This is a genomic window from Halopseudomonas sp. SMJS2 (assembly GCF_029866945.1).
GTDB classification, from domain to species: Bacteria; Pseudomonadota; Gammaproteobacteria; order Pseudomonadales; family Pseudomonadaceae; genus Halopseudomonas; species Halopseudomonas bauzanensis.
The window spans coordinates 2127477-2148593 of sequence record NZ_CP123445.1 but is presented as its reverse complement, the minus strand read 5'-3'; the positions used below and the strand labels follow the sequence as shown (position 1 = coordinate 2148593).

21 protein-coding genes are annotated in these 21117 nt (G+C 61.1%); 4 read left to right on the top strand and 17 right to left on the bottom strand.

Annotated elements, in window-relative coordinates; genetic code table 11:
* Positions 1-6 precede the first annotated feature (6 nt).
* The 13 genes from QAO71_RS10030 to ccoN form a co-directional block, all read right to left on the bottom strand.
* On the bottom strand, positions 7-651 hold the full coding sequence (locus tag QAO71_RS10030; protein ID WP_074778250.1) for a response regulator transcription factor: 645 nt from the start codon (positions 649-651) through the stop codon (positions 7-9).
* A 90-nt stretch (positions 652-741) separates the two neighbouring features.
* Complete coding sequence (locus QAO71_RS10025; protein ID WP_211242662.1) at positions 742-1947, bottom strand: MFS transporter; 1206 nt, start codon at positions 1945-1947, stop codon at positions 742-744.
* A gap of 4 nt (positions 1948-1951) precedes the next feature.
* Entirely contained in the window at positions 1952-2497 is a 546-nt protein-coding gene (locus QAO71_RS10020; RefSeq protein ID WP_036993487.1) for an adenine phosphoribosyltransferase, read from the bottom strand.
* 19 nt (positions 2498-2516) lie between these two features.
* Complete coding sequence (gene fnr / locus QAO71_RS10015; protein WP_036993485.1) at positions 2517-3245, bottom strand: fumarate/nitrate reduction transcriptional regulator Fnr; 729 nt, start codon at positions 3243-3245, stop codon at positions 2517-2519.
* A 91-nt stretch (positions 3246-3336) separates the two neighbouring features.
* Entirely contained in the window at positions 3337-4065 is a 729-nt protein-coding gene (locus QAO71_RS10010; RefSeq protein ID WP_036993484.1) for a sulfite exporter TauE/SafE family protein, read from the bottom strand.
* 2 nt (positions 4066-4067) lie between these two features.
* On the bottom strand, positions 4068-4292 hold the full coding sequence (gene ccoS, locus QAO71_RS10005) for a cbb3-type cytochrome oxidase assembly protein CcoS (protein WP_074778252.1): 225 nt from the start codon (positions 4290-4292) through the stop codon (positions 4068-4070).
* Positions 4289-6742: a heavy metal translocating P-type ATPase gene (locus tag QAO71_RS10000; protein WP_280164294.1), complete on the bottom strand. Its 2454-nt coding sequence runs from the start codon at positions 6740-6742 to the stop codon at positions 4289-4291. The genes ccoS and QAO71_RS10000 overlap by 4 nt, the downstream gene beginning before the upstream one ends.
* Positions 6739-7254: a FixH family protein gene (locus tag QAO71_RS09995; RefSeq protein WP_036993478.1), complete on the bottom strand. Its 516-nt coding sequence runs from the start codon at positions 7252-7254 to the stop codon at positions 6739-6741. Before QAO71_RS09995 ends, QAO71_RS10000 begins: the two co-directional genes overlap by 4 nt.
* Before the next feature lie 4 nt (positions 7255-7258).
* A complete protein-coding gene (gene ccoG, locus QAO71_RS09990) occupies positions 7259-8671 on the bottom strand; it encodes a cytochrome c oxidase accessory protein CcoG (RefSeq protein WP_280164293.1) in 1413 nt (470 codons plus the stop codon).
* Between the two features lie 132 nt (positions 8672-8803).
* Positions 8804-9691 (bottom strand): cytochrome-c oxidase, cbb3-type subunit III, encoded by an 888-nt coding sequence (ccoP, locus tag QAO71_RS09985; RefSeq protein ID WP_074778256.1) that lies wholly within the window; start codon positions 9689-9691, stop codon positions 8804-8806.
* Entirely contained in the window at positions 9688-9876 is a 189-nt protein-coding gene (locus QAO71_RS09980; protein WP_036993474.1) for a CcoQ/FixQ family Cbb3-type cytochrome c oxidase assembly chaperone, read from the bottom strand. The genes ccoP and QAO71_RS09980 overlap by 4 nt, the downstream gene beginning before the upstream one ends.
* 6 nt (positions 9877-9882) lie before the next feature.
* On the bottom strand, positions 9883-10494 hold the full coding sequence (gene ccoO / locus QAO71_RS09975) for a cytochrome-c oxidase, cbb3-type subunit II (protein ID WP_074778258.1): 612 nt from the start codon (positions 10492-10494) through the stop codon (positions 9883-9885).
* Positions 10495-10505: 11 nt separating this feature from the next.
* Positions 10506-11933 carry a cytochrome-c oxidase, cbb3-type subunit I gene (gene ccoN, locus QAO71_RS09970; RefSeq protein ID WP_074778260.1) on the bottom strand — a complete coding sequence of 476 codons (1428 nt, stop codon included), beginning with the start codon at positions 11931-11933 and terminating at the stop codon, positions 10506-10508.
* A 376-nt stretch (positions 11934-12309) separates the two neighbouring features.
* On the opposite strand from ccoN, the gene QAO71_RS09965 reads away from it, so the two are divergent.
* On the top strand, positions 12310-12921 hold the full coding sequence (locus tag QAO71_RS09965; protein ID WP_280164292.1) for an alpha/beta fold hydrolase: 612 nt from the start codon (positions 12310-12312) through the stop codon (positions 12919-12921).
* 251 nt (positions 12922-13172) lie between these two features.
* Here QAO71_RS09965 and QAO71_RS09960 read toward each other — a convergent pair whose 3' ends face one another.
* The 3 genes from QAO71_RS09960 to QAO71_RS09950 form a co-directional block, all read right to left on the bottom strand.
* A complete protein-coding gene (locus QAO71_RS09960) occupies positions 13173-14876 on the bottom strand; it encodes a methyl-accepting chemotaxis protein (RefSeq protein WP_280164291.1) in 1704 nt (567 codons plus the stop codon).
* Positions 14877-15005: 129 nt separating this feature from the next.
* A complete protein-coding gene (locus QAO71_RS09955) occupies positions 15006-16286 on the bottom strand; it encodes a TRAP transporter large permease (protein WP_074778265.1) in 1281 nt (426 codons plus the stop codon).
* Entirely contained in the window at positions 16286-16879 is a 594-nt protein-coding gene (locus QAO71_RS09950; protein WP_074778267.1) for a TRAP transporter small permease, read from the bottom strand. Before QAO71_RS09950 ends, QAO71_RS09955 begins: the two co-directional genes overlap by 1 nt.
* 185 nt (positions 16880-17064) lie before the next feature.
* Here QAO71_RS09950 and dctP point away from each other — a divergent pair, with 185 nt between their 5' ends.
* From dctP to dcd, 3 genes are all read left to right on the top strand, one after another.
* On the top strand, positions 17065-18255 hold the full coding sequence (gene dctP, locus QAO71_RS09945; protein WP_280164290.1) for a TRAP transporter substrate-binding protein DctP: 1191 nt from the start codon (positions 17065-17067) through the stop codon (positions 18253-18255).
* Between the two features lie 74 nt (positions 18256-18329).
* Positions 18330-19421 (top strand): iron-sulfur cluster carrier protein ApbC, encoded by a 1092-nt coding sequence (gene apbC / locus QAO71_RS09940; protein ID WP_280164289.1) that lies wholly within the window; start codon positions 18330-18332, stop codon positions 19419-19421.
* Positions 19422-19545: 124 nt separating this feature from the next.
* On the top strand, positions 19546-20112 hold the full coding sequence (dcd, locus tag QAO71_RS09935) for a dCTP deaminase (RefSeq protein ID WP_036993466.1): 567 nt from the start codon (positions 19546-19548) through the stop codon (positions 20110-20112).
* 73 nt (positions 20113-20185) lie between these two features.
* Here the strand turns inward: dcd and QAO71_RS09930 are convergent, their stop codons facing one another.
* Entirely contained in the window at positions 20186-20911 is a 726-nt protein-coding gene (locus QAO71_RS09930; RefSeq protein ID WP_036993465.1) for a TorF family putative porin, read from the bottom strand.
* Between the last annotated feature and the right edge of the window lie 206 nt (positions 20912-21117).

Genomic DNA, 21117 nt, shown 5'->3' with positions numbered 1-21117 from the left:
GAGCGGCTAACTGCTGATCAAACCCTGCCGGCGCGCGGTGTTTACGCATTCGGTGCGGTTGTGGCAGCCGAGGGCGGCGAATACCGCTTTGAGGTGGGTCTTGACAGTATCTTCGGACAGGGACAGCCGTTGGCAGATCACCTTGTTCGGCAGCCCTTCGGCCAGCAGATCGAGGATCTCCAACTGCCGCGGAGTGATGCCTTGCTCGCGGGCATTGGTCTGACGATCCAGCGGCTGGTGTTCGTTAGCCATTACCACCTGTTCACCGAACAGCAGACGCAAGGCGGCGCTGATCAGCATCGGGCCGTCAGCGGTCTTGCTGATGAAACCGGCAGCACCGAGGTGCAGAGCGGCATCCATGTCGCTTGGGTTGTTGCTGCCGGTGAGAATGGCTATTGGCGTCAGCGGGTCGATGGCGCGGAGCTTTTCCAGCAGGATCAGACCGTTACTGTCAGGTAGATGCAGGTCCAGCAGGATCAGGTCATAGGTGTGCTGACGGACCTGCTGTTCAGCTTCGCTGGCATTGCGGGCGTGGTCCAGCTCAATACCCTTGCACAGCGTATTGAGGGTCAAGGTCACACCGTCGAGATAAATCTGGTGATCATCGATCAGCAACAGACGGGTGTCGGGGGGCAGAGTAGCTATGGGCATGCCGGCATTTCCCTGGCTTGTCCTGTCTTGAGACAGGATGGTGTTTTTGTTCTCGGAGTGATGATAGGCAAGCACGCCGGGTACGTCCAGTCAGCTGTGCTGCCGAACGCGGTGCAAGCGGAAGATCAGTGCCAGACTGACCATCAATACCAGCAGACTCCCGGCAACCACGGCCGGCCAGCCTGCAGCGCGCCAGAAGGGGGCCAGATAGTAGATACCGATAGCCGCACCCAGGTAGTAGAACACCGAGTACAGCGAGGCGGAGCTGGCCTTGCCGTGGGCGGCATGCTGGTTGACCCAACTGTTGGCCAGCGAATGGGTGAGGAAGAAGCCGAACGCGTTGAAGATCAGGCCGGTAATGATCAGCCATAGCGGTTCGGCCAGGGTGATCAGGCAACCCACCATGAAGATTACCACCCCCACAGCCATGCCCTGGGCCGCGCGCGCTGGGTTGATGCGACCGGACATGCTGGCTGAGAAAGTGCCCGCCATGTAGGTCAGAAACAGCAGGCCGAGACTGCTGGCGCCCAGTTGCCAGGGCGCCGCGCTGAGACGGAAGGTGATGAAGGTGTAGAGATTGATGAATACCATGAACCCCAGCCCGCCGACCAGATAGGCTGGTAACAGCGCGCGGTTGCGCAGATGGCTGGCAAAGGTGCGCAGGCTGCCGCCCAGCGACAAACGTTGCGGACGAAAGGCCTTGGCCGGTGGCAGCAGCAGGGCGACCGCGAGCGCGCACACTAAGCTGCCGGCGCCAAGGATCAGGAACACCATCTGCAGCCCGAGATGATCGGCAATGAAGCCGCCGAGCACGCGCCCACCGGCGCCACCCAGGGTATTGCCGCCAATGTACAGACCTACGGCGCCGATCAGGGCCTGGCGGTTCATGCTGTCGCCAAGGTAAGCAACGGCGGTGGCAGGGAGCACGCCGAGCGCGACGCCCTGCGCCACGCGCATCCACAACAGCGCATTGAAACTGCTGATAAAGGCCATGCCCAGGGTCAGTAGCGAGGTCATGGCCAGGCCGATGATCAATGGAGCACGCCGGCCAAAGGCATCGGACAGCGGGCCGTGCAGCAGCAGTGACAGGCCCAGGGTCAGGCTGCTCAGGGTAAAGGCATTACTGGCCTGCAGGGTGCTCACGTCGTACTGTGCGGAGATCAGCGGCAGTAGAGGATGAATGGCATACAGGTTGCCGAAGATCACCAGCGAGGAGATGAATAGCGCCAGGCTGGCGCGGCGGAAAGCGGGTGTGCCCCGCTCAATCAGAGCGGGGGCACTTGCCTCTGCAGGCATCGGCTTATTCGGCCTCTTCGAAGGCGCAGAGGGTAAAGGTGGCGATGCCGGCGTCCTGGATCAATCGCGAGCCACCGAGGTCAGGCAGGTCAATGATAGCTGCTGCTTCGTATACCTCGGCGCCGAGCTGGGAAACCAGGCGCGCGGCAGCCAGGAAGGTACCGCCGGTGGCGATCAGGTCATCGAGCAGCAGTACCTGGTCACCCTCTTTCAGGGCGTCACGGTGGACTTCGATATGGGCCTCGCCGTACTCGGTGCTGTAGGCCTCGCGCAGGCAATCGGCGGGCAGCTTGCCGGCCTTGCGAAACAGGATCAGCGGCTTGTTCAGCTCATAGGCCAGTACCGCGCCCAGCAGAAAGCCCCGGGCATCGATCGCGCCGATATGGGTAACCGGTGATTCGACATAGCGCTGGATCAGGCTGTCAGCGACCATGCGCATGGCACGCGGCGACTGGTACAGCGGGGTGATGTCGCGGAAGGTGACGCCTTCCTTGGGGAAGCCCGGTACCGGGCGGATCAGGGACTTGATCGTGAATTCGTCAAAAATCATGGGATAAACGGGTCCTGGTTCAATCGTTCTGGCCGCCGGCCAGAGCACAGAGCTGAATATAGTCGAGGATTTCGATCTGCTTGCCTTCGGCGGTGATCAGCCCCTGCTGTTGGAAGCGGGTGAATACCCGGGATACGGTTTCCACCGCCAGCCCCAGATAGTTGCCGATCTCGCTGCGCGACATGGCCAGCCGGAAGGACTTGGCCGAATAGCCGCGCACCCGGAAGCGCGCCGAGAGGTTGATCAGCAGCGTGGCGATGCGCTGATCGGCATTCTTGCGCGACAGCAGCAACATCATCTCCTGATCCTCACGCAACTCCCGGCTCATCAGGCGCATCAGTTGTTTGCGCAGCTGCGGCAGGACCGCAGTCAGCTCGTCGAGAGTCTCGAAGGGGATTTCGCATACCGAGGTGGTCTCCAGCGCCACGGCGGTCACCGTATAGCGACTGGTGTCCATCCCGGACATACCGATCAGTTCGCCGGCCAGATGGCAGCCGGTGATCTGTTCGTCGCCCTCATCGGAGAGGCTGTAGGTCTTGATCGCGCCGGTACGCAATGCATAGATGGAGTTGAACTCGTCGCCCTGGCGAAACAACACCTCGCCGCGGCGCAGCGGCCGGCCGCGCTTGACGATACGATCCAGCGCGTCCATCTCATCGGCATGCAGCGCGATGGGCAGGCACATGCAGGCCAGGCTGCAGTCCTTGCAGTGCGCCTCGCGGGCTGACAATGGCATGGCATCGGTCATGACGGGTCGATCCTCAACTATTCCTGCGGCCGGTAGCCGAACAGCCGGCGTGCTCTGTCGGGTAAGCAGGAATTCTACCACCGCTTTGAGTTCAATGCCCGGTATGGGGCGCCTGATGTTGCTCGCTGCCATGATGCCCGCCCATCAACCAGGCGGTATGCGGCCCGGGTATGGTCCAGATACCGAACAGGATGATCAGCAGGCCGGCGGTGATGCGCACCGCGCGTTTCTTCAGGATGGCCATCATGCGGTTGGCGAACAGCCCGGTAGCCAGGAGCGTCGGTAGCGTGCCCAGACCGAAGGTCATCATCAGGCCTGCGGACACCGCCGCATCGCCCTGGCTGCTGGCCCAGACCAGGGTGCTGTAGACCAGCCCGCAGGGCAGCCAGCCCCATAGGGCGCCGAGCAGCAGTGCCTGGGGCAGCCGGCTGACCGGCAGCAGCTTGCGCGCATGTGGCTCCAGATGTTTCCACAGGCCGCGGCCGAGTCGCTCAATGCGCGTCAGCCCGGCCCACCAGTTGGCCAGATACAGCCCCATGGCAATCATCAGCAGACCGGCGATGACGCGCAGCCCCTGGCCCAGCCCCAGGTCCTGAATCAGCCAGCCGAGACTGCCGATCAATGCGCCAGCCATACCGTAACTGGCGATGCGCCCGGCGTTGTAGCCCAGCAGCACACGCCATAGTCGCCAGCCGTGGCGCTGTTCGGCGGGAATCGCCAGCGTCAGCGCGCCCATCAGCCCGCCGCACATGCCAATGCAATGGCCGCCGCCCAGCAGACCCAGCGCCAATGCCGTTAGAAACAGCGGTAACAGCTCCATGTTCAGCTGCGACCCTCGCCCTGACCGTCATCCTTCGATGGCGTGCTGCTCTGATCGGCTTTCTTGCGGGCGGCCAGGTGAGCAGGATCTTCCTCGTCAAACAGGATGCTGTGGGCGGGACTGTCGAGGTCGTCGTACTGGCCACTGTTGACGGCCCAGTTGAAGACGCAGATGGCAATGATCACCAGCACTATGGCGACCGGCACCAGAATGTAGAGGATAGTCATGCGAACTGCTCCTGTAAGGGCTTGGATGACGGGCGTCGCGTGCTGCGTGGTAACCGGCTGAGACGCAAGGCATTGAGTACCACCAGCAGCGAGCTGGCGGACATGCCCGCCGCAGCGAGGGCCGGCGAGACCAATCCGAGCGCAGCCAGCGGCAATATCCCGGCATTATACGCCCCTGCCCAGAACAGATTCTGGATCATGATCCGCCGGGTGCGTCTGGCCACGGTGAAGGTATCGCTCAGTACCTGCAGGTGGCTGCTGAGCAGCACCGCATCGGCGCTGGTCTTGGCCAGATCAGAAGCCTCGCCCATGGCCACCGAGATATTGGCGCTGGCTAGCACCGGCACGTCATTGACGCCATCACCGAGCATCAGTACCTGGGCGCCCTGATCCTGCAACTGCTGAACAAAGGCCAGCTTGTCCGCCGGTGTGGCATTGCCGATGGCTTCCTCGATGCCCAGATTGTGGGCCATGCGTTCTACCACCGGCGCATGGTCCCCCGACAGCAACACCACCCGCAGGCCCCGATCCCTGAGCTGGCGGATCAGTTGGCCGGCATCGGTGCGCAGACGATCATTGAGCACGAACCAGGCTATCGGCCCTTGGGCATCGCCCAGCAGCAGCCACTGGCCGGGCTCGTCGGGCACCGCGGGTGCGCTCCAGCTGCCCAGCTCTGCCACATAGCCAGGTTTGCCGATACGCAGCAATTGGTCGTTGCAAAGCCCCTCCAGCCCCAGACCCGGATGACTGGTCACGCTGTCGGCCTGGGCCGCGCTACGGCCGAAGGCGCGGGCGATGGGGTGTTCGGAGCGCGATTCGATCATGCGCGCCTGCAGCAGCGCCTGCTCCCCGTCGTGGCCGGGGAAGGGCAGGATCCGCTCCAGGGTCATGCGGCCTTCGGTAAGCGTGCCGGTCTTGTCGAGAATGACCGTATCAATCCTGTTCAGGCCTTCCAGCACGTGACCGCGGGTGATCAGCAGGCCGAGCTTCTGCAGGCTGCCGGTCGCGGTGGTCAGTGCGGTCGGAGTCGCCAGTGATAGGGCGCAAGGGCAGGTTGCCACCAGCATGGCGATGATGACCCAGAATGCCGTCTCGCCGTTGACCAGCCACCACCAGGCGCCGCCCACCAGCACGATAGCCAGCAGCACGGTGATCAGGAAATATTGCGCCACCTGATCGGCCAACTGCGCCAGCCGGGGCTTGTCCGCCTGGGCGCGTTCGAGCAGGCGGACGATGGCCGATAGCCGAGTCTCGGTGCCGACCGCGCTCACCTGGATCTGCAGTGGACCTTCGACGTTCATGGTGCCGGCGGTAACCTGGTCGCCCACCTGTTTGGCCAGCGGCAGATACTCGCCGGACAGAGCCGATTCGTCGATGCTGCTGACACCGCGGGTAATGACGCCGTCCGCCGGGATGCTTTCACCGGGTTTGATTTCCAGCAGATCGCCGGAGCGTACTTCTTCCAGCATGATCCGCTGCGGCTGGCCCTGTTCATCCACCCGGATGGTGCTGGGCGGCAGCAGGTTGACCAGCTTGGCGGTGCTTTCCACGGTACGCTGGCGGGCGCGGCGTTCGAGATAGCGGCCAGCCAGCAGGAAGAACGCGAACATCGTCACCGAATCGAAGTAGATCTCGCCGGAATTGGTCAAGGTCGCCCAGATGCCCGCGCCATAGGCACTGCCGATCGCCATGGAGACCGACACGTCCATACTCAGTCGACGGTTCTTCAGGTCGCGCCAGCCGCCGCGGAAGAACGGCGCACAGCTGTACAGCACCACCGGGGTGGTCATCAGCAGGGCGGCCCAGCGCAGGGTAACCGCCATCTCCTGGGTCAGGTCCTGATTGAAACCATCCCACAGTGCCATGGTCGCCATCATCACCTGCATGAACATCAGCCCGGCCAGGCCGAGGCGGCGCAGATACTGGCGGTTTTCCCTGGCAATCTGCTCGCTGGCCTTGTCTGGCTCGTAGGGATGGGCGGCATAGCCGATGCGTTTGATCTCACCCAGCAATGCGGACAGCCGCGTATCGGCAGCGCCCCAGCTCAGATTCAGCCGGTTGTTGCCCAGATTCAGCGTGGCTTCGATTACACCCGGCATCTGTGCCAGGCGCTTTTCGATCAGCCAGCCGCAGGCGGCGCAGCTGATGCCCTCGATCAGTAGTTCGATCTGCTGGTGGTCGCCCTCGCTGCGGACATAGCGTTGCTGTACATCGCTGCGATCGAGCATCTCCAGCTCATCCTGCAGAGCCCGGGGCAGGGCTTCAGGATTGGCGGAGTTTTCCGTACGGTGGGTGTAGTAGGACTCCAGGCCGCCGGCGACAATGGCGTCGGCCACGGCCTGGCAACCGGGGCAGCACATGGCGCGCTGCTCGCTGAGGATGATACTGCACCATGACGAACCGGACGGAACCGGTTCGCCGCAGTGATAGCAAGGCGTGGGTTGGGTCATTTTGCGGCGAGCTGGTGCTGCTGTCCCATGACCAGAGTGATTTCGTCGGTCAGGCGCCAGCCAGTTTCGCCGGGCAGGGCCGGATCGCTCAGGTCGATATAATGTCGACCCCGGATGCCCCACTCCAACTGACCGGTGTAGCGGTTGCCGGAAATCTGTTGCAGCATCACTGTACGGTCACGCTCGGCATGGGTGGGTGATATGAGCTCCAGGGCTAACTGGGGCGGCAACTGCTGCAGCTCTCCATCAAGCTGGAGGCTGATATCACCGGTCAGCTCGTCGACCGTGAAGCTGGCGCTCAGACCCAGCTCGCTGGCGCGATGATCGCGCCCCATGTGCATATTGATCGCGCGGCCTTCCTTGTAATAGTTGTCGCGCACCATGCTGTCGGGGTTGAGCATGGAGACGTACAACAGGCCCAGCCCGATCACCACGGCAAACACCAGGATGCTGATCAGGAACCAGGGCCAGAATTGCTTGTACCACGGGGGTATGTTTTCGTCGTGTTGCATGTGTCTACCTGAGTGTCGGGCCCATGAAGCGGCTCTCGGAGGTCGCGGAGATGCTGTCATCATCGGCCGCGGTAACAATGAAAGTGATTGGCATGTTGGTGCCTTGCATGAACTCTGGCTCCAGCTGGACGTTGACCGGCACCTGCAGCAGGCTGCTGGGCTCGATGGCGAGCCGATTGGCGGCCAGTACCAGCTCCAGTTCCGGATGACCTTCTACCGTCAGATTGAAGGTGCGGGCCTGCTGACCCTTGTTCATGACCTTGATTATGTACACGTTTTCGATGGCCCCGCCACGGGCTTCCCGATACAGAACGTTTCGGTCGCGCTGCACATCCAGGCTGACTTGAGCCATATTGCCAATGGTGAAGATGAACATGCCGATCATCAGTGCCAGCGCGGCGCCGTAGCCGATCAGGCGCGGACGCAGGATGCGGGTCTTCTGGCCAGCCATGTTGTGTTCGGTGGTGTAGCGGATCAGGCCACGGTCGTAACCCATCTTGTCCATGACGTCGTCACAGGCGTCGATACAGGCCGCGCACTGGATGCATTCGTGTTGCAGGCCGTCGCGGATGTCGATCCCGGTGGGGCAGACCTGTACGCACATCGTGCAATCGATGCAATCGCCCAGGCCCAGCTCGGCGGGTTCGACGCCCTTCTTGCGCGGGCCACGGTCTTCGCCGCGATGATAGTCATAGGTCACCACCATGGTGTCCTTGTCGAACATCACGCTCTGGAAGCGCGCGTAGGGGCACATGTAGAAGCACACCTGCTCGCGCAGCCAGCCGGCGTTGATATAGGTCGCCGCAGTGAAGAAAAATATCCAGAAGGCCGCCCAGCCGTTCAGGTTGAAGGTGACCAGGTCGACCAGCAGGCCCCGAATGGGCGTGAAGTAACCGACAAAGGTCAGCGCGGTGACCAGTGACACACCGATCCACAACGTATGCTTGGCACTGCGGCGCAGCAGTTTGTTGGCGCTTACCGGCGCTGCGTCGAGCTTGATACGCGCGTTGCGTTCACCTTCGGTGACCCGCTCGGCCCACATGAAAATCCAGGTCCACACGGTTTGCGGACAGGTATAACCGCACCAGATGCGCCCGGCGAAGGTGGTGATGAAGAACAGGCCGAAGGCGCAGATGATCAACAGGAAGGACAGCAGAAAGAAGTCCTGTGGTTGAAAGGTGGCACCGAAGATATGGAACTGGCGTGCGGGCAGATCCCACAGCACCGCCTGGCGACCGTCGATATTCAGCCACACGGTACCAAAGAACAGCAGAAACAACGCCGCCACACCCGCCAGGCGGATGTTCTTGAAAAAGCCCTGGTAGGAGCGCGTATGAATGTTCTCGCGCTTGGCATACAGGTCGACGGCTTCTATCTTGTCCGGGGAAACATCTTTAACGGGTATCTTCTCGCTCATATCAGGCTGGCCATATCGTTATGAGAAGGGACGCCTGGCCAGAGCAGTGCTGGTCAGGATATGCGAAGACGCCCGACCAGCTTAAACCGGACGGGCGTCTCGAACCATGCGACAGGGCGTCGCGCGGGGGTGTTACTCGTCGTCCAGCGAGAGGCTGTAGACGTAGGAGGCAAGCATGTGCAGCTTGTCTTCACCCAGGTGAGCCTGGGACGGCATGTTACCGTTACGGCCGGCACGGATGGAGTGCTGGACCTGCAACATGCTGGAACCATACAGCCAGTTATCATCGGTCAGGTTGGGCGCGCCCAGCAGCGGGTTGCCCTTGCCATCAGGGCCGTGACAGGCCACACAGTTGCTGGCAAATACCTGTTTGCCGGCGTCGATATCTACGCCTTCGGACTCCAGCCCGGAGAGACTGCGCACATAGCCGGCGACGTTGCGAACGCCTTGCTCACCGACCACCGCCAACCAGGCCGGCATCGCAGCCTGGCGACCCTGACGCAGGGTAGTCAGGATCTGCTCGGGCTCACCGCCCCACAGCCAGTCATTATCGGTCAGGTTCGGAAAGCCAAAGGCGCCGCGAGCGTCGGAACCGTGGCATACCGAGCAGTTGGTCGCGAACAGGCGCTGACCGATGCGGAGAGCTTCCTCGTCACGGGCCACTTCGCTGATCGGCAGATCGGTGTAGCGGGCGAAGATCGGTGCAAATTGCTCCTCGGCGCGCGCCACTTCACGTTCGTACTGATTGACCTGGGTCCAGTTCAGAACGCCCGGCCATTTGCCCATGCCGGGGTACAGGACCAGATAGATCGCGCTGAACACCAGCGTTGCGATGAACAGCATGAACCACCAGCGGGGCAGGGGGTTATCCAGCTCGGCGATGCCGTCGTACTCATGGCCGGTGGTGCTGTCGGTCTGGTCAGGCCGCTGTCCCTTGCGCGTGGCAAACAGCAGCCAGGTGGTCAGGAAAAGGAAGACCAAGGTGAGGGTAATGATGTACCCACTCCAGAAATTGCTCATTTTTCATTACTCCCGGTGTCTTGCTGCTCCCGCGTCTTCTGGTCTTCATCGTCGTCGGCGAAGGGTAGCTGAGCGGCCTCATCAAAGTCCTTCTTCTTGTACGAGCTGTAGGCCCATACCACGATGCCGATAAAGGCCACCATGGCGAATATGGTGGCGATGCCGCGTAGAGTGTTGATATCCATTGTTGGTTACCGGCGGTCGGAGATGACAGTGCCCAGGTGCTGCAGATAGGCAATCAGGGCGTCCATTTCGGCGACGCCTTTGACTTCCGCAGTGGCTCCGGCAATGTCTTCATCGGTGTATGGAACGCCCAGCTTGCGCATGACTTCCATTTTGCGGGCGGTGTGCTTGCCATCCAGGACGTTTTCCTGCAGCCAGGGGTAGGCCGGCATCTTCGATTCCGGCACCACGTCACGCGGGTTGATCAGGTGCGCACGATGCCAGTCGTCGGAGTAGCGCTCGCCAACCCGGGCCAGGTCCGGACCGGTACGCTTGGAGCCCCACAGGAAGGGGTGCTCCCAGACGCTTTCACCGGCAACGGAGTAATGACCGTAACGCTCGGTTTCCGAACGGAACGGACGGATCATCTGCGAGTGGCAGCTTACACAGCCTTCGCGGATATAGATGTCGCGGCCTTCCAGCTCCAGCGCGGTGTAGGGGCGCAGACCCTCAACCGGCTGGGTGGTTTCGTCCTGGAAGAACAGCGGTACGATCTGGGTCAGGCCGCCGAAGCTGATCGCTACCACGATCAGCACGATCAGCAGACCAACGTTCTTTTCAACTATCTCATGCTGTTTCATCAATCAATTCCTCAGGCGATCTGGGCTGCGGCTTGGGCTTCGGCCGGCTTGGCAGCACGGATGGTGCGCCAGGTGTTGTAGGCCATCAGCAGCATGCCGATCAGGAAGAACAGACCACCGATCCAGCGCACGATGAAGCCCGGATGACTGGCCTCCAGCGCTTCAACGAAGGAGTAGGTCAGGGTGCCGTCAACGTTGACCGCGCGCCACATCAGACCCTGGGTGATGCCGTTGACCCACATGGAGACGATGTACAGTACGGTACCGACGGTCGCCAGCCAGAAGTGCGCGTTGATCAGACCGATGCTGTGCATCTCTTCGCGGCCGAACACCTTCGGCAGCATGTGGTAGATGGCACCAATGGAGATCATCGCAACCCAGCCCAGCGCGCCGGCGTGTACGTGGCCGATGGTCCAGTCGGTGTAATGCGACAGGGCATTCACGGTCTTGATCGCCATCATCGGGCCTTCGAAGGTGGACATGCCGTAGAAGGCCAGTGCTACCACCAGGAAGCGCAGGATCGGGTCGGTGCGCAGTTTGTGCCAGGCGCCGGACAGCGTCATCATCCCGTTGATCATGCCACCCCAGCTCGGAGCCAGCAGAATCAGTGACATCACCATGCCCAGGGTCTGTGCCCAGTCAGGCAGGGCGGTGTAGTGCAGGTGGTGCGGGCCAGCCCAGATGTACAGGCCGATCAGCGCCCAGAAGTGCACGATGGACAGGCGGTAGGAGTATACCGGGCGCCCGGTCTGCTTGGGCACGAAGTAATACATCATGCCGAGGAAGCCTGCCGTCAGGAAGAAGCCTACCGCGTTGTGACCATACCACCACTGAATCATCGCATCGGTCGCGCCGGCATACATGGAGTAGGACTTCCACATGCTGACAGGCATCGACGCATTGTTGACGACATGCAGCACCGCGATGGTGATGATGAAGGCGCCGTAGAACCAGTTGGCGACGTAGATGTGCTTCATCTTGCGCCTGGCGATGGTGCCGAAGAACACCGCCGCATAGGACACCCACACTATCGTGATCAGAATGTCGATAGGCCACTCCAGCTCGGCGTACTCCTTGGTGCTGGTGTAGCCCAGTGGCAGGGTGATCACGGCCAACACGATGACAGCCTGCCAACCCCAGAATACAAACGAGGCCAGACGGTCGGAAAACAGCCGCGCCTGCGTAGTGCGCTGCACAACATAGAAGGAGGTACCCATCAGCGCGCAACCGCCAAAGGCAAAGATCACTGCGTTGGTGTGCAGCGGGCGCAGGCGGCCGAAGCTGGTCCAGGGCAGGTCAAAGTTGAGTGCGGGCCAAACTAACTGGGCCGCAAGGAAGACACCTAATGCCATACCTACGATACCCCAGACCACCGTCATGACGGCGAACTGGCGAACCACCTTGTAGTTATAGGCTGTCGGAGTGGTAGCTGTGCTCATGCGAGAGATTTCCACGGATAGCAATGGTTAAAGGGGGTCAAAGCGGCGGCAAGTATGAGGAATGCCCGTACTCTTTGCAATGACACATGTCAATGTAATGGCCCGGTCTGCCTGGGGCGGTGCTGCGCAATTGGCGTGGTTTGGCGATGCTCTCGGGAAGGCCAAACCGCGTCATTCCGTGGCGGTTGCTCCGGGGTCGGGCGGCCTTCGGCACGGGGCCATCTGACCGGGCTTGCTAGGATAGTCCCCGGGGTAGTGCCTGTGAAGGGATGGTTCCGACACGCCGCTGTGGCATGATGTCGCAGATGATCAGGATCAAGGTCATTTGGCCGAAAATATAGTTTCCCGTCACGATATCCCCCATCGGAGCCGCCATTTGACATCTTTTCTCGACACCCCGGCCGCCATCCCGCCTCGGGCAACCCTGCTGCTGGCCCATGGGGCCGGTGCACCGATGGACAGCGACTACCTGGATCAACTGGCCGGGGCACTGGCGACGCGCGGCGTGCGGGTGTTGCGGTTCGAGTTTCCCTACATGGCCGGCAGGCGCGAAGGCGGCAGCAAACGCCCGCCCAATCCCATGCCGGTGCTGCAGGACAGTTTTCGCGAGCATTACCGTGCTGCGCCGCAGCCTCTTTATATAGGAGGCAAATCGATGGGCGGTAGGGTTGCCAGTCTGTTGGCCGACGAGCTGCAGCCTGATGGGCTGATCTGCTTCGGCTATCCCTTTCATCCGCCGGGCAAGCCGGAAAAAACGCGGACTGCGCATCTGGCGGAGCTGCGCACGCCGACGCTGATCCTGCAGGGCACCCGCGATCCCTTCGGCAAGCCCGATGAAGTGGCGCGGTACCCGTTATCAGCTCAGGTCCAGGTCGATTGGCTGGATACCGGCGATCATGACCTCAAGCCGCTCAAGAGCAGTGGCCTGACCCAGACTGACCTGATCGATCAGGCAGCGGAGCGGGCCGCAGCCTTTATGCTGGGTTGATTCGCGGGCACCGGGCGGCGCCCCTGGGAGGTTCGAGCACCAGCTCGTACGAAAATCAGCCGGCGACGTCAGTGTTTCCGGCTAGCTCCGCTCATCGAGCTGGTGCTCGACGCTCCCAGGAAAAACCAGCCGGCACTCCCTGGGAGGTTCGAGCACCAGCTCGTACCAAAACCAGCCGGCGACGTCAGTGTTTCCGGCTAGTCCGCTCATCGACCTGGTGCTCGACGCTCCTAGGGGCTAGCACGCTTCCGTTACTGCAATCCCAGGGCATCCGGCAGAATCCCGGCGGTCAGGGTGCCCCAGCGCCGCCCATTGAGCATCAGGGGGACGAACAGGACGAAGATGGGGCGACCATCGGGCAGGATGAAGGTGCCCATGCCTATATAGGTGCACTTGCGCAGATTCTCCAGCTCCACCGGATTGCTGACAGTGAAGCGCATATGGGTACTGCGCATGGCATCCTTGCGGGGATCGCCGCTCGGCGGCTGAGAGGCGGCGGTTCGTGCCGCAGGCATGTAACCGTGGTCATCGATGGCCGTCGTGTACAGCACACCATCCTCACCGCCGCGGTCCCACTCATCCAGTAGCGGCTGGACCAACTGACGGAAGGGCTCTGCCCAACTGACCCGGTGTTTGCCCGGCTGATCATTGATTGCCTGGTAATTGCGGTCGAACATATCCACGCCACGTTGGTTGAGTTCCTGCAGCGCGGATTCCAGCTGGCTGCGGCGCATGAGCAACATATCGCTAACCTGTTCCAGCCGGCCTTCGCCCAGGCGGACCAGGCTCAGTGTCTGCAGCGCTACGTTGCTTTCATCGCGCTGGTGATCCGCCAGCACAAAGCTTTGCTCCATGTTCCGGCTGATCCCCAGGCTGCTGTCCCGGATGGCACTGCTGTGCTGATGGGTCTCCTGATTGCCGACTGCAAGTTCTTCCAGGGCACTGCTGACCATCAGCAGGTCATCATTGGTCAACTGGAAGTCCTCGACCATCTGGCCGAACTGGGCCGCCGCCGCTTGCACCGCGCCCCCGGCACTGTCCGATTGCTGCTGCATGCGCAGGGTCTGCTCCTCGGCACCGTTCATCGCGCCCAGCATCTGCCCCATGAGCTGGTCGATCTGATCCGCGGCATTACCGACCTGGATCGACAGGTTGCGCACCTCATCAGCCACCACGGCAAAGCCACGGCCTTGCTCGCCGGCCCGCGCCGCTTCGATGGCTGCGTTCAGCGCGAGCATATTGGTCTGCGCGGAGAAATCCTGAACTGTTGTCAGAATCTTGCGAATCTGCCCGGAGCTGGCGCCCAGCGCGTCGATGTTGGCCTTGAAGCCGGTCATCGCCTCGCTGATCTGCTGCATGCGTTCGCAGGCTTCGCTCAGTTGCGCCTGGGATGCCTTGGCGCCATCCAGGTTGCGCGCCGTCATGCCGGTGATATTGCTGGTCCGGGCAGCGATATCCTGCAGCGCGCTGCTGGTCTGGTCGCTGGCCTGGAAGATCAGCTCGGATAGCTGCTGTTGCGCCTTGGCCTCGCGTTCCGCGTGCTCGGTCAGTACCCGGTTGCGTGCTGACGCCAGGGCGATGCTCATGCTCTGATGCTGCAGATCGAGCAGCATGCTGCGCAGCCGGGCGCTGAAGCGTGCAAATGCCTGACTGGCGGCAGAGTCATCCTGCAGGGTCGCTACGGCCAGGTTGATCTGCAATGCATTGGCCTGCTCCAGCCGCTCGGCCAGAGGGCTTGTATGTTGTGGTTGTCGCACCAGTTGCCAGATGAAGCACAATGAGACAGCCATCAGACCCAGCGCCAGAGTGCGGATCAGGCCGTCCCCCAGCCACAGCAGCAGGCTGCCCAGGCCGAGAATGCAGATCGCCAGTGCCACGCCGGTACCAGTAACGGCGCCAGCTGGGGAAAAACGTATAGCGGTTTGGGTGTCGTTGGGTGTGGAGATAGCCTGCATGATTCCCCCATTGCCCCTTTCCGGAGCATTGTTATGTTTCGTCCATGAGTCACCTGAGACATGGGGTCTCAAAGTGCTACTCGCCACCTTATCGGCAGAACTGTCTCAAACAAGAGTGTCAATTTGTAATCAGTTCGCCAGAGAAGGCAGCCACAGGGAAATCGAAGGGAACAGGATCAGAATGATGGTCGCCAGCAACAACAGGGCGATGAATGGCGGTGTGCCGCGGATTACATCGAAGTAGGGGCGACGGAATATCGCCATGGCGGTGAAGATATCGCAGCCGAAGGGGGGAGTGGCCGAGCCGATGGCCGCCTGCAGCGTGACAATGATGCCCACATGCACCGGGTCCAGTCCGGCAGCGGCCACCGCCGGCTTGAACAGCGGCGTCAGGATGAGGATCACCACGATGGGGTCGACAAACATGCAACCGATGAAGAAGGACACCGCAATCAGCGACAGCACCAGCACCTGGCTGTGGCCGATATCGGCAATGATCGGATTGAGGATCGCCTGGGGAATGCCGGCAAATGAGATGGTGTAGGTAAAGGCATTGCCCGCGGCCACCAGAATGAACACCACGGCGGTGATCAGGCCAGTGGACAGGGCGACATCCCACAACTCGGTGATCTTGACCGACCGCAGGATCACGACTTCCAGAATCACGGCATAGAGCACCGCGATGGCTGCCGCCTCGGTTGGGCTGAAAATACCGCCATAGATACCGCCTACCACTACCAGCGGAAAGCCCAGCGGCAAAACGGCTCTCTTCAGCGCCTGCCAACGATATCGCCAGGTCGCCTTCGGCTCGGGTTCGATGCCCATGCGGGTGGAGGCGATCCAGCAGTAGATCGAAAACAGCACCAACAATAGCAGCCCGGGCAGGATGCCCGCGATAAACAGGTCGCCAATCGAGGCGCCCGATACCACACCGTAGATGATCAGGCCGATACTGGGCGGAATCAGCAGGGCAATGTCGCTGGCATTGATGATCAGGGCCATGCTGAATTTATCCGAGTAGCCCTTTTCCAGCAGTTTGGGGCGCATTGGCCCGCCCATGGCCACGACCGTTGCCTGGGTCGAGCCGGACACCGCACCGAACAGTGTACAGCTGGCGGCCGTGGTGATTGGCAGTCCGCCGCGCAGATGGCCGACGAAGCTTTGCACCAGATCCAGCAGGCGGTTGGCGGTATGGCCGCGGGTCATGATGTCAGCGGCGAAAATGAATAGCGGCACGGCGGCCAGCGCCCAGCTCTGCACCCCGCTGATCATCTGGCCAATCAGCAGGCCGACGTTGTCCATCTGCAATACCAGAAACAGCAGCATCAGGCTGGCGGCCAGCAGCGGCAGCATCATCGGAAAGCCCATCAGCAGCAGGATCACGGTCACAATCAGGGTGAGCGTCAGCATCAGTTGGTCCCAGTCTCGACCGCACCCTCGGTCGGCACGTCGTCGTAGCGTTCCAGCTCGGTGAAGGAGCGGTAGATGTGCCGGGAGGTGAGATTGCGCGTGGCCGTCAGCCAATATTGGATGCCGGCCAGGGCAAAGCCGATCGGCGCCATCAGATAGGGAATCCACAGAGCAATGCCCAGCGCTGAGGACGTACGGCCCACGGCACGGATACTGCTGACATAACCCCAGGCATGCCACGCGAAGAACATCATCATTGCGCCCGAGACCAGGCAGATGAATACCAGCAATGCCTTGCGTGGTCGGCCGCGCAACTGATCATAAAAGGCTGACATGGCGATGTGGCGTGCCCGGCGCACGGCATAACCCAGGCCGGCGAAGGTCATGATGACCAGGCTGAACTGGGTCAGCTCGACCTGGCCGGGAATGCCACTGTCAAACAGCTGCCGCGCCAGCACATGAAGTACCAGAAGAGCAGTCAGAAACAGTACGCTGCCGCCGAGAATCAGTTTTTCCACCCCTTCGGTGAGGCGGTCGATGGTGCTCAGTGCTCGGACAACAGGGCTTGCCGTCGAGTCTGCGGGCTTGGGCATACACTCCTTCCTGGTTCGGCTGCTGCTAAGTTTATCATTCTTGTACGAAGGATAATCGCCGCCGCTGCGCTTGTTTTTCAAAAATACAGGATCTTTTTTTCAATTGCACGGCCCAAACATGGACATCTGCGAAGCCTGTGATAGTGTTTCCTGTGGTTACAAGAACAATAGATGAGGAATGTTCCATGAAATGGAGAAATGGATGGATAGGCGCTGCGGCCTTGATTCTGACGGCCTGTGGCGGAGACGATGAGCAGCAGAAAGCGCAGACTGCCAAGGATGAACAACCGGCAACCGGCCAGGTCGAAGTCTGGCGTTTCGGGTTGGAAGAAATCGAAGGCAGTGTGCAATATGAATACGCCAATCGCTTCGCAGAAATAGTCAGTGAAAAGACTGACGGGCAAGTGGAAGTCCGCTTGTTTCCCTACGGCCAGCTTGGCGGTCTCACCGATATTTATGATCAGGTGCAGGCTGGTTCAGTTCAACTGGCGTTCGGTTCAGGCTTTCTCGGCGGCACGGTGCCTGAATCTCAGCTGTTCAGTCTGAACTTCATTCTTACCGACGATGAGCTGCGCAACACCCAGATCCTCAATGACGAAGCGTTTCGCAAAAACGATGATCTGATCGACTCCTTCCGGGAACGCAGTCTGCATCCCCTGGCGATCGTGCCCGAGGGCTGGCAGGTCTGGACTGCCAACAAGGCGGTACGCACTCCCGAGGACTTCGCCGGGCTGGCCATCCGCACCATGGATAACCGGCTGTTGCGCGAGACCTACAGCGCCTATGGTGCCAACCCCACCACCATGGAATACGGCGAGCTCTACAGCGGCCTGCAACTGGGACAGCTGGACGGCAACATCCAGCCGGTGTTCGCCCACCAGGAAATGGACTTTTACCAGGTGCAGGATTACATGATCTTTGCCAACCAGGCCCAGTTCATCGCTACCGTCATGGCCAATGCCGACTGGTACGACAACCTGTCCGACGAGCATGAGCAGGTCATCGAAGATGCCGTTGTCGAGCTGGTGCCTTACATTCACGAGGTCCAGACCCGGCTGAACACCGAGCGGCTGAACATCATCACCGAGAATAGCGACATCGAAGTCATCCGTCTCACTCCCGAGGAGCGCGCGGTGTTCCGTGAGCGCAGCCTGCCGGTACGTGATGTGTTCGTGGACATGGTCGGTGACCGGGGCGAGAACCTGCTCAATGCATTGCTTGAACTGGTCGAGGAGGGCGCCCCCGAGTCGGCGGACGAGCCGGTACCGACCACCGAGACCAATGACAGCATCGCACCGGGCGAGTCGCCAACGCAGCCCGAGCTGGACCATGCCGACAACGCCAGTGATGATGCTGCGGAGTCGGTAACTCCCTGACCGCTCTGCGGCGTGGTCAATCGGCGCTCCAGGCAGTAGCATGTGGGGTATTGTTTCCCCATAGGATGTACGCCATGACGCAGATTGACCGCTCCGCTGTAGAACAGGCCCTGGCCAGCTACCAGGACCCTTACCTCAAGACCGACCTGCTGAGCTCGGGTTGTCTGCGGTCGCTGCAGATCGATGGCAACCGGGTGACTGCCGAGCTGGTGCTGGGCTATGCGGCGAACAACATCGTCAATGGCATCGGCGAGATGCTGAAGGTGGCGGTCGAGAATGTGGCGGGTGTGGATTCGGCGGCCATCACGGTGCGCTGGGAAGTACCCGCCGCTCCTGCGCAGGGCAGCATTCCGGCCCTGGCCAACGTCAAGAACATCATCGCTGTTGCCTCGGGCAAGGGCGGCGTCGGCAAATCCACCACCGCCGTCAACCTGGCGCTGGCACTGGCCGGTGAAGGCGCGCGGGTCGGTGTACTGGATGCCGATATCTATGGCCCCAGCATGGGCATGATGCTGGGCGTACCCTCCGGTACCCGCCCCCAGGTACGCGACGAGAAATTCTTTGTTCCACCCCATGCCCACGGCTTGCAGGTCATGACCATGGCCTTTCTCGCCGATGACAATACCCCTCTGGCCTGGCGCGGGCCGATGGTCTCCGGCGCCCTGATGCAACTGCTGACCCAGAGTGTCTGGGATGACCTGGACTATCTGGTGATCGACATGCCGCCGGGTACCGGCGACATCCAGCTGACCCTGGCGCAGAAAGTGCCCGTTACCGGCGCGGTTATCGTCACTACTCCCCAGGACATCGCCCTGCTGGATGCGCGCAGGGGCATCGAGATGTTTGGCAAGGTCAATATTCCAGTACTGGGTGTGGTGGAGAACATGGCCGTGCACATCTGCTCCAACTGCGGCCATGCCGAGCACCTGTTCGGGGAGGGTGGCGGCGAGCGGCTGTCGGACGAATACGGCGTTGACCTGTTGGCATCCATGCCGTTGTCGATGATGATCCGCGAGCAGGCCGATGGCGGCAAACCCACGGTCATCGCCGAGCCGGAATGCCAGATCAGCATGATCTACCAGGACATGGCCCGTCATGTCGGCGCCCGCATCGCCGCCCGCGCCGGCCAGAGCGCCATGCCGGATATCAGCATCAGCGAGGACTGATCCACCGCCCATGGCGCCGGACGCTACACCCGAAAGGCGGACGATGTTGCCCGAGGCTTTAGTGTCCGCCCAATACCCGGTAATATGCAGGCCCTCTTTTCAACGCTTGGATCAGGACAAACCCATGAGCATCAAATCGGACCGTTGGATACGCCGCATGTCCCAGGAACATGGGATGATCGAGCCCTTTGTCGAGCGTCAGATACGTGGCGAGGAGGGCGAGCGGGTGATCTCCTACGGCGTGTCCAGCTACGGCTACGATGTACGCTGCGCCGATGAATTCAAGGTGTTCACCAACATCCACTCGGCCACCGTCGACCCGAAGCATTTCGACGAGAAGAGCTTCGTCGACGTCAAGAGTGACGTTTGCATCATTCCGCCGAACTCCTTCGCGCTGGCCCGCACCGTGGAATATTTCCGCATCCCGCGTAACGTACTGACCATCTGCCTGGGCAAGAGTACCTACGCCCGTTGCGGCATCATCGTCAACGTCACCCCGCTGGAGCCGGAATGGGAAGGTCACGTCACCCTGGAGTTCTCCAACACCACCACACTGCCGGCGAAGATCTACGCCAATGAAGGCGTGGCGCAGATGCTGTTCTTCGAGTCCGACGAAGCCTGTGAAGTGTCCTACAAGGATCGGGGTGGCAAGTACCAGGGCCAGCGCGGCGTTACCCTGCCGCGGGCCTGAGTTACCTCTTTGCTGGAGGCCGGGCACCAGCCCGGCCTTCGCTGCTTTATGAAGTGCCCGGAGCGCGGGCCTGTCAGAACGACCGCGACGCCGAGAAGGTGACATTGGCATCGCAGTAAGTCGCCTTGCCATACCACTCCTCGCAGGTCCCATCTTTCAGGCTGGTGTCCGAATACATCAACGCCAGGTCCAGACCAATCACCGTCTTGCCCACCGACACCGCCCAATCCTGGTAGCTCTCACCGCTCTCCACCTCGCTCAGACTGTCCTTGCTATCGGTATAGCCATAATGCAGCCCAAGTGTGGTCTCCCACGGCAGGGCGAATTCATACCCGACGAAACCGTAGATGGCCGAGCTCGGGTGGTAGGCATACTTGGCGCCCAGCGTCAGGTCGTGAAACCCCAGGGTGCTGATGATCTCATACGATGTGTCCACATCATCGCCGCCGGGATATTCATAGGCGATCCAGGTCAGGTCATAGCTCAGCGCCTCGGTCAGCTCGCCGGCAAAGCCGGCGTAGTAATCCCATTCGACGCTGGCCCCGCCAAACGCCTCGTCATCCACATTCGATGCCCAGGTGCCGATAAACAGGCCACTTTCATGACTGATATCCAATCCACCCTGAATCGCGCCCTTGCCGGCGGTCTGTGACTGGCCGCGCCAGATATAGTCGGTCGCCAGCATGACATTCATGCTGGTATCGATCTGGCCGACGGCAGTATCGAAGGATTCGCCATGGCTCAGGTTGGAGAGACCCAGCGTGCTGATGGTGGCTATGCAGATGGTGAGCTTTTTCATTTAATGTATTACTCCGTGTCGATGATCCGCAAAAGGGATCGGTTGGCACTTTCTACATAGCAATTTTCTCGCCATATCTATTTTTACGTTTTTATTCAATAGGTTATCAGGAAAACATAATCCAGATTGTGGGTCGGGATGAGTACGCCCGCACCGCGCCGGTGCGCTTGATAAGCCAAGCGGCCTTTTTGCCCATCCTTGACGCA

What these genes read in the sequence shown, in the direction of transcription:
- QAO71_RS10030 (WP_074778250.1), bottom strand. Translation starts at nt 651, where the DNA reads ATGCCCATAGCTACTCTGCCCCCCGACACCCGTCTGTTGCTGATCGAT.
- QAO71_RS10025 (WP_211242662.1), bottom strand. Translation starts at nt 1,947, where the DNA reads ATGCCTGCAGAGGCAAGTGCCCCCGCTCTGATTGAGCGGGGCACACCC.
- QAO71_RS10020 (WP_036993487.1), bottom strand. Translation starts at nt 2,497, where the DNA reads ATGATTTTTGACGAATTCACGATCAAGTCCCTGATCCGCCCGGTACCG.
- fnr (WP_036993485.1), bottom strand. Translation starts at nt 3,245, where the DNA reads ATGACCGATGCCATGCCATTGTCAGCCCGCGAGGCGCACTGCAAGGAC.
- QAO71_RS10010 (WP_036993484.1), bottom strand. Translation starts at nt 4,065, where the DNA reads ATGGAGCTGTTACCGCTGTTTCTAACGGCATTGGCGCTGGGTCTGCTG.
- ccoS (WP_074778252.1), bottom strand. Translation starts at nt 4,292, where the DNA reads ATGACTATCCTCTACATTCTGGTGCCGGTCGCCATAGTGCTGGTGATC.
- QAO71_RS10000 (WP_280164294.1), bottom strand. Translation starts at nt 6,742, where the DNA reads ATGACCCAACCCACGCCTTGCTATCACTGCGGCGAACCGGTTCCGTCC.
- QAO71_RS09995 (WP_036993478.1), bottom strand. Translation starts at nt 7,254, where the DNA reads ATGCAACACGACGAAAACATACCCCCGTGGTACAAGCAATTCTGGCCC.
- ccoG (WP_280164293.1), bottom strand. Translation starts at nt 8,671, where the DNA reads ATGAGCGAGAAGATACCCGTTAAAGATGTTTCCCCGGACAAGATAGAA.
- ccoP (WP_074778256.1), bottom strand. Translation starts at nt 9,691, where the DNA reads ATGAGCAATTTCTGGAGTGGGTACATCATTACCCTCACCTTGGTCTTC.
- QAO71_RS09980 (WP_036993474.1), bottom strand. Translation starts at nt 9,876, where the DNA reads ATGGATATCAACACTCTACGCGGCATCGCCACCATATTCGCCATGGTG.
- ccoO (WP_074778258.1), bottom strand. Translation starts at nt 10,494, where the DNA reads ATGAAACAGCATGAGATAGTTGAAAAGAACGTTGGTCTGCTGATCGTG.
- ccoN (WP_074778260.1), bottom strand. Translation starts at nt 11,933, where the DNA reads ATGAGCACAGCTACCACTCCGACAGCCTATAACTACAAGGTGGTTCGC.
- QAO71_RS09960 (WP_280164291.1), bottom strand. Translation starts at nt 14,876, where the DNA reads ATGCAGGCTATCTCCACACCCAACGACACCCAAACCGCTATACGTTTT.
- QAO71_RS09955 (WP_074778265.1), bottom strand. Translation starts at nt 16,286, where the DNA reads ATGCTGACGCTCACCCTGATTGTGACCGTGATCCTGCTGCTGATGGGC.
- QAO71_RS09950 (WP_074778267.1), bottom strand. Translation starts at nt 16,879, where the DNA reads ATGCCCAAGCCCGCAGACTCGACGGCAAGCCCTGTTGTCCGAGCACTG.
- dctP (WP_280164290.1), top strand. Translation starts at nt 17,065, where the DNA reads ATGAAATGGAGAAATGGATGGATAGGCGCTGCGGCCTTGATTCTGACG.
- apbC (WP_280164289.1), top strand. Translation starts at nt 18,330, where the DNA reads ATGACGCAGATTGACCGCTCCGCTGTAGAACAGGCCCTGGCCAGCTAC.
- dcd (WP_036993466.1), top strand. Translation starts at nt 19,546, where the DNA reads ATGAGCATCAAATCGGACCGTTGGATACGCCGCATGTCCCAGGAACAT.
- QAO71_RS09930 (WP_036993465.1), bottom strand. Translation starts at nt 20,911, where the DNA reads ATGAAAAAGCTCACCATCTGCATAGCCACCATCAGCACGCTGGGTCTC.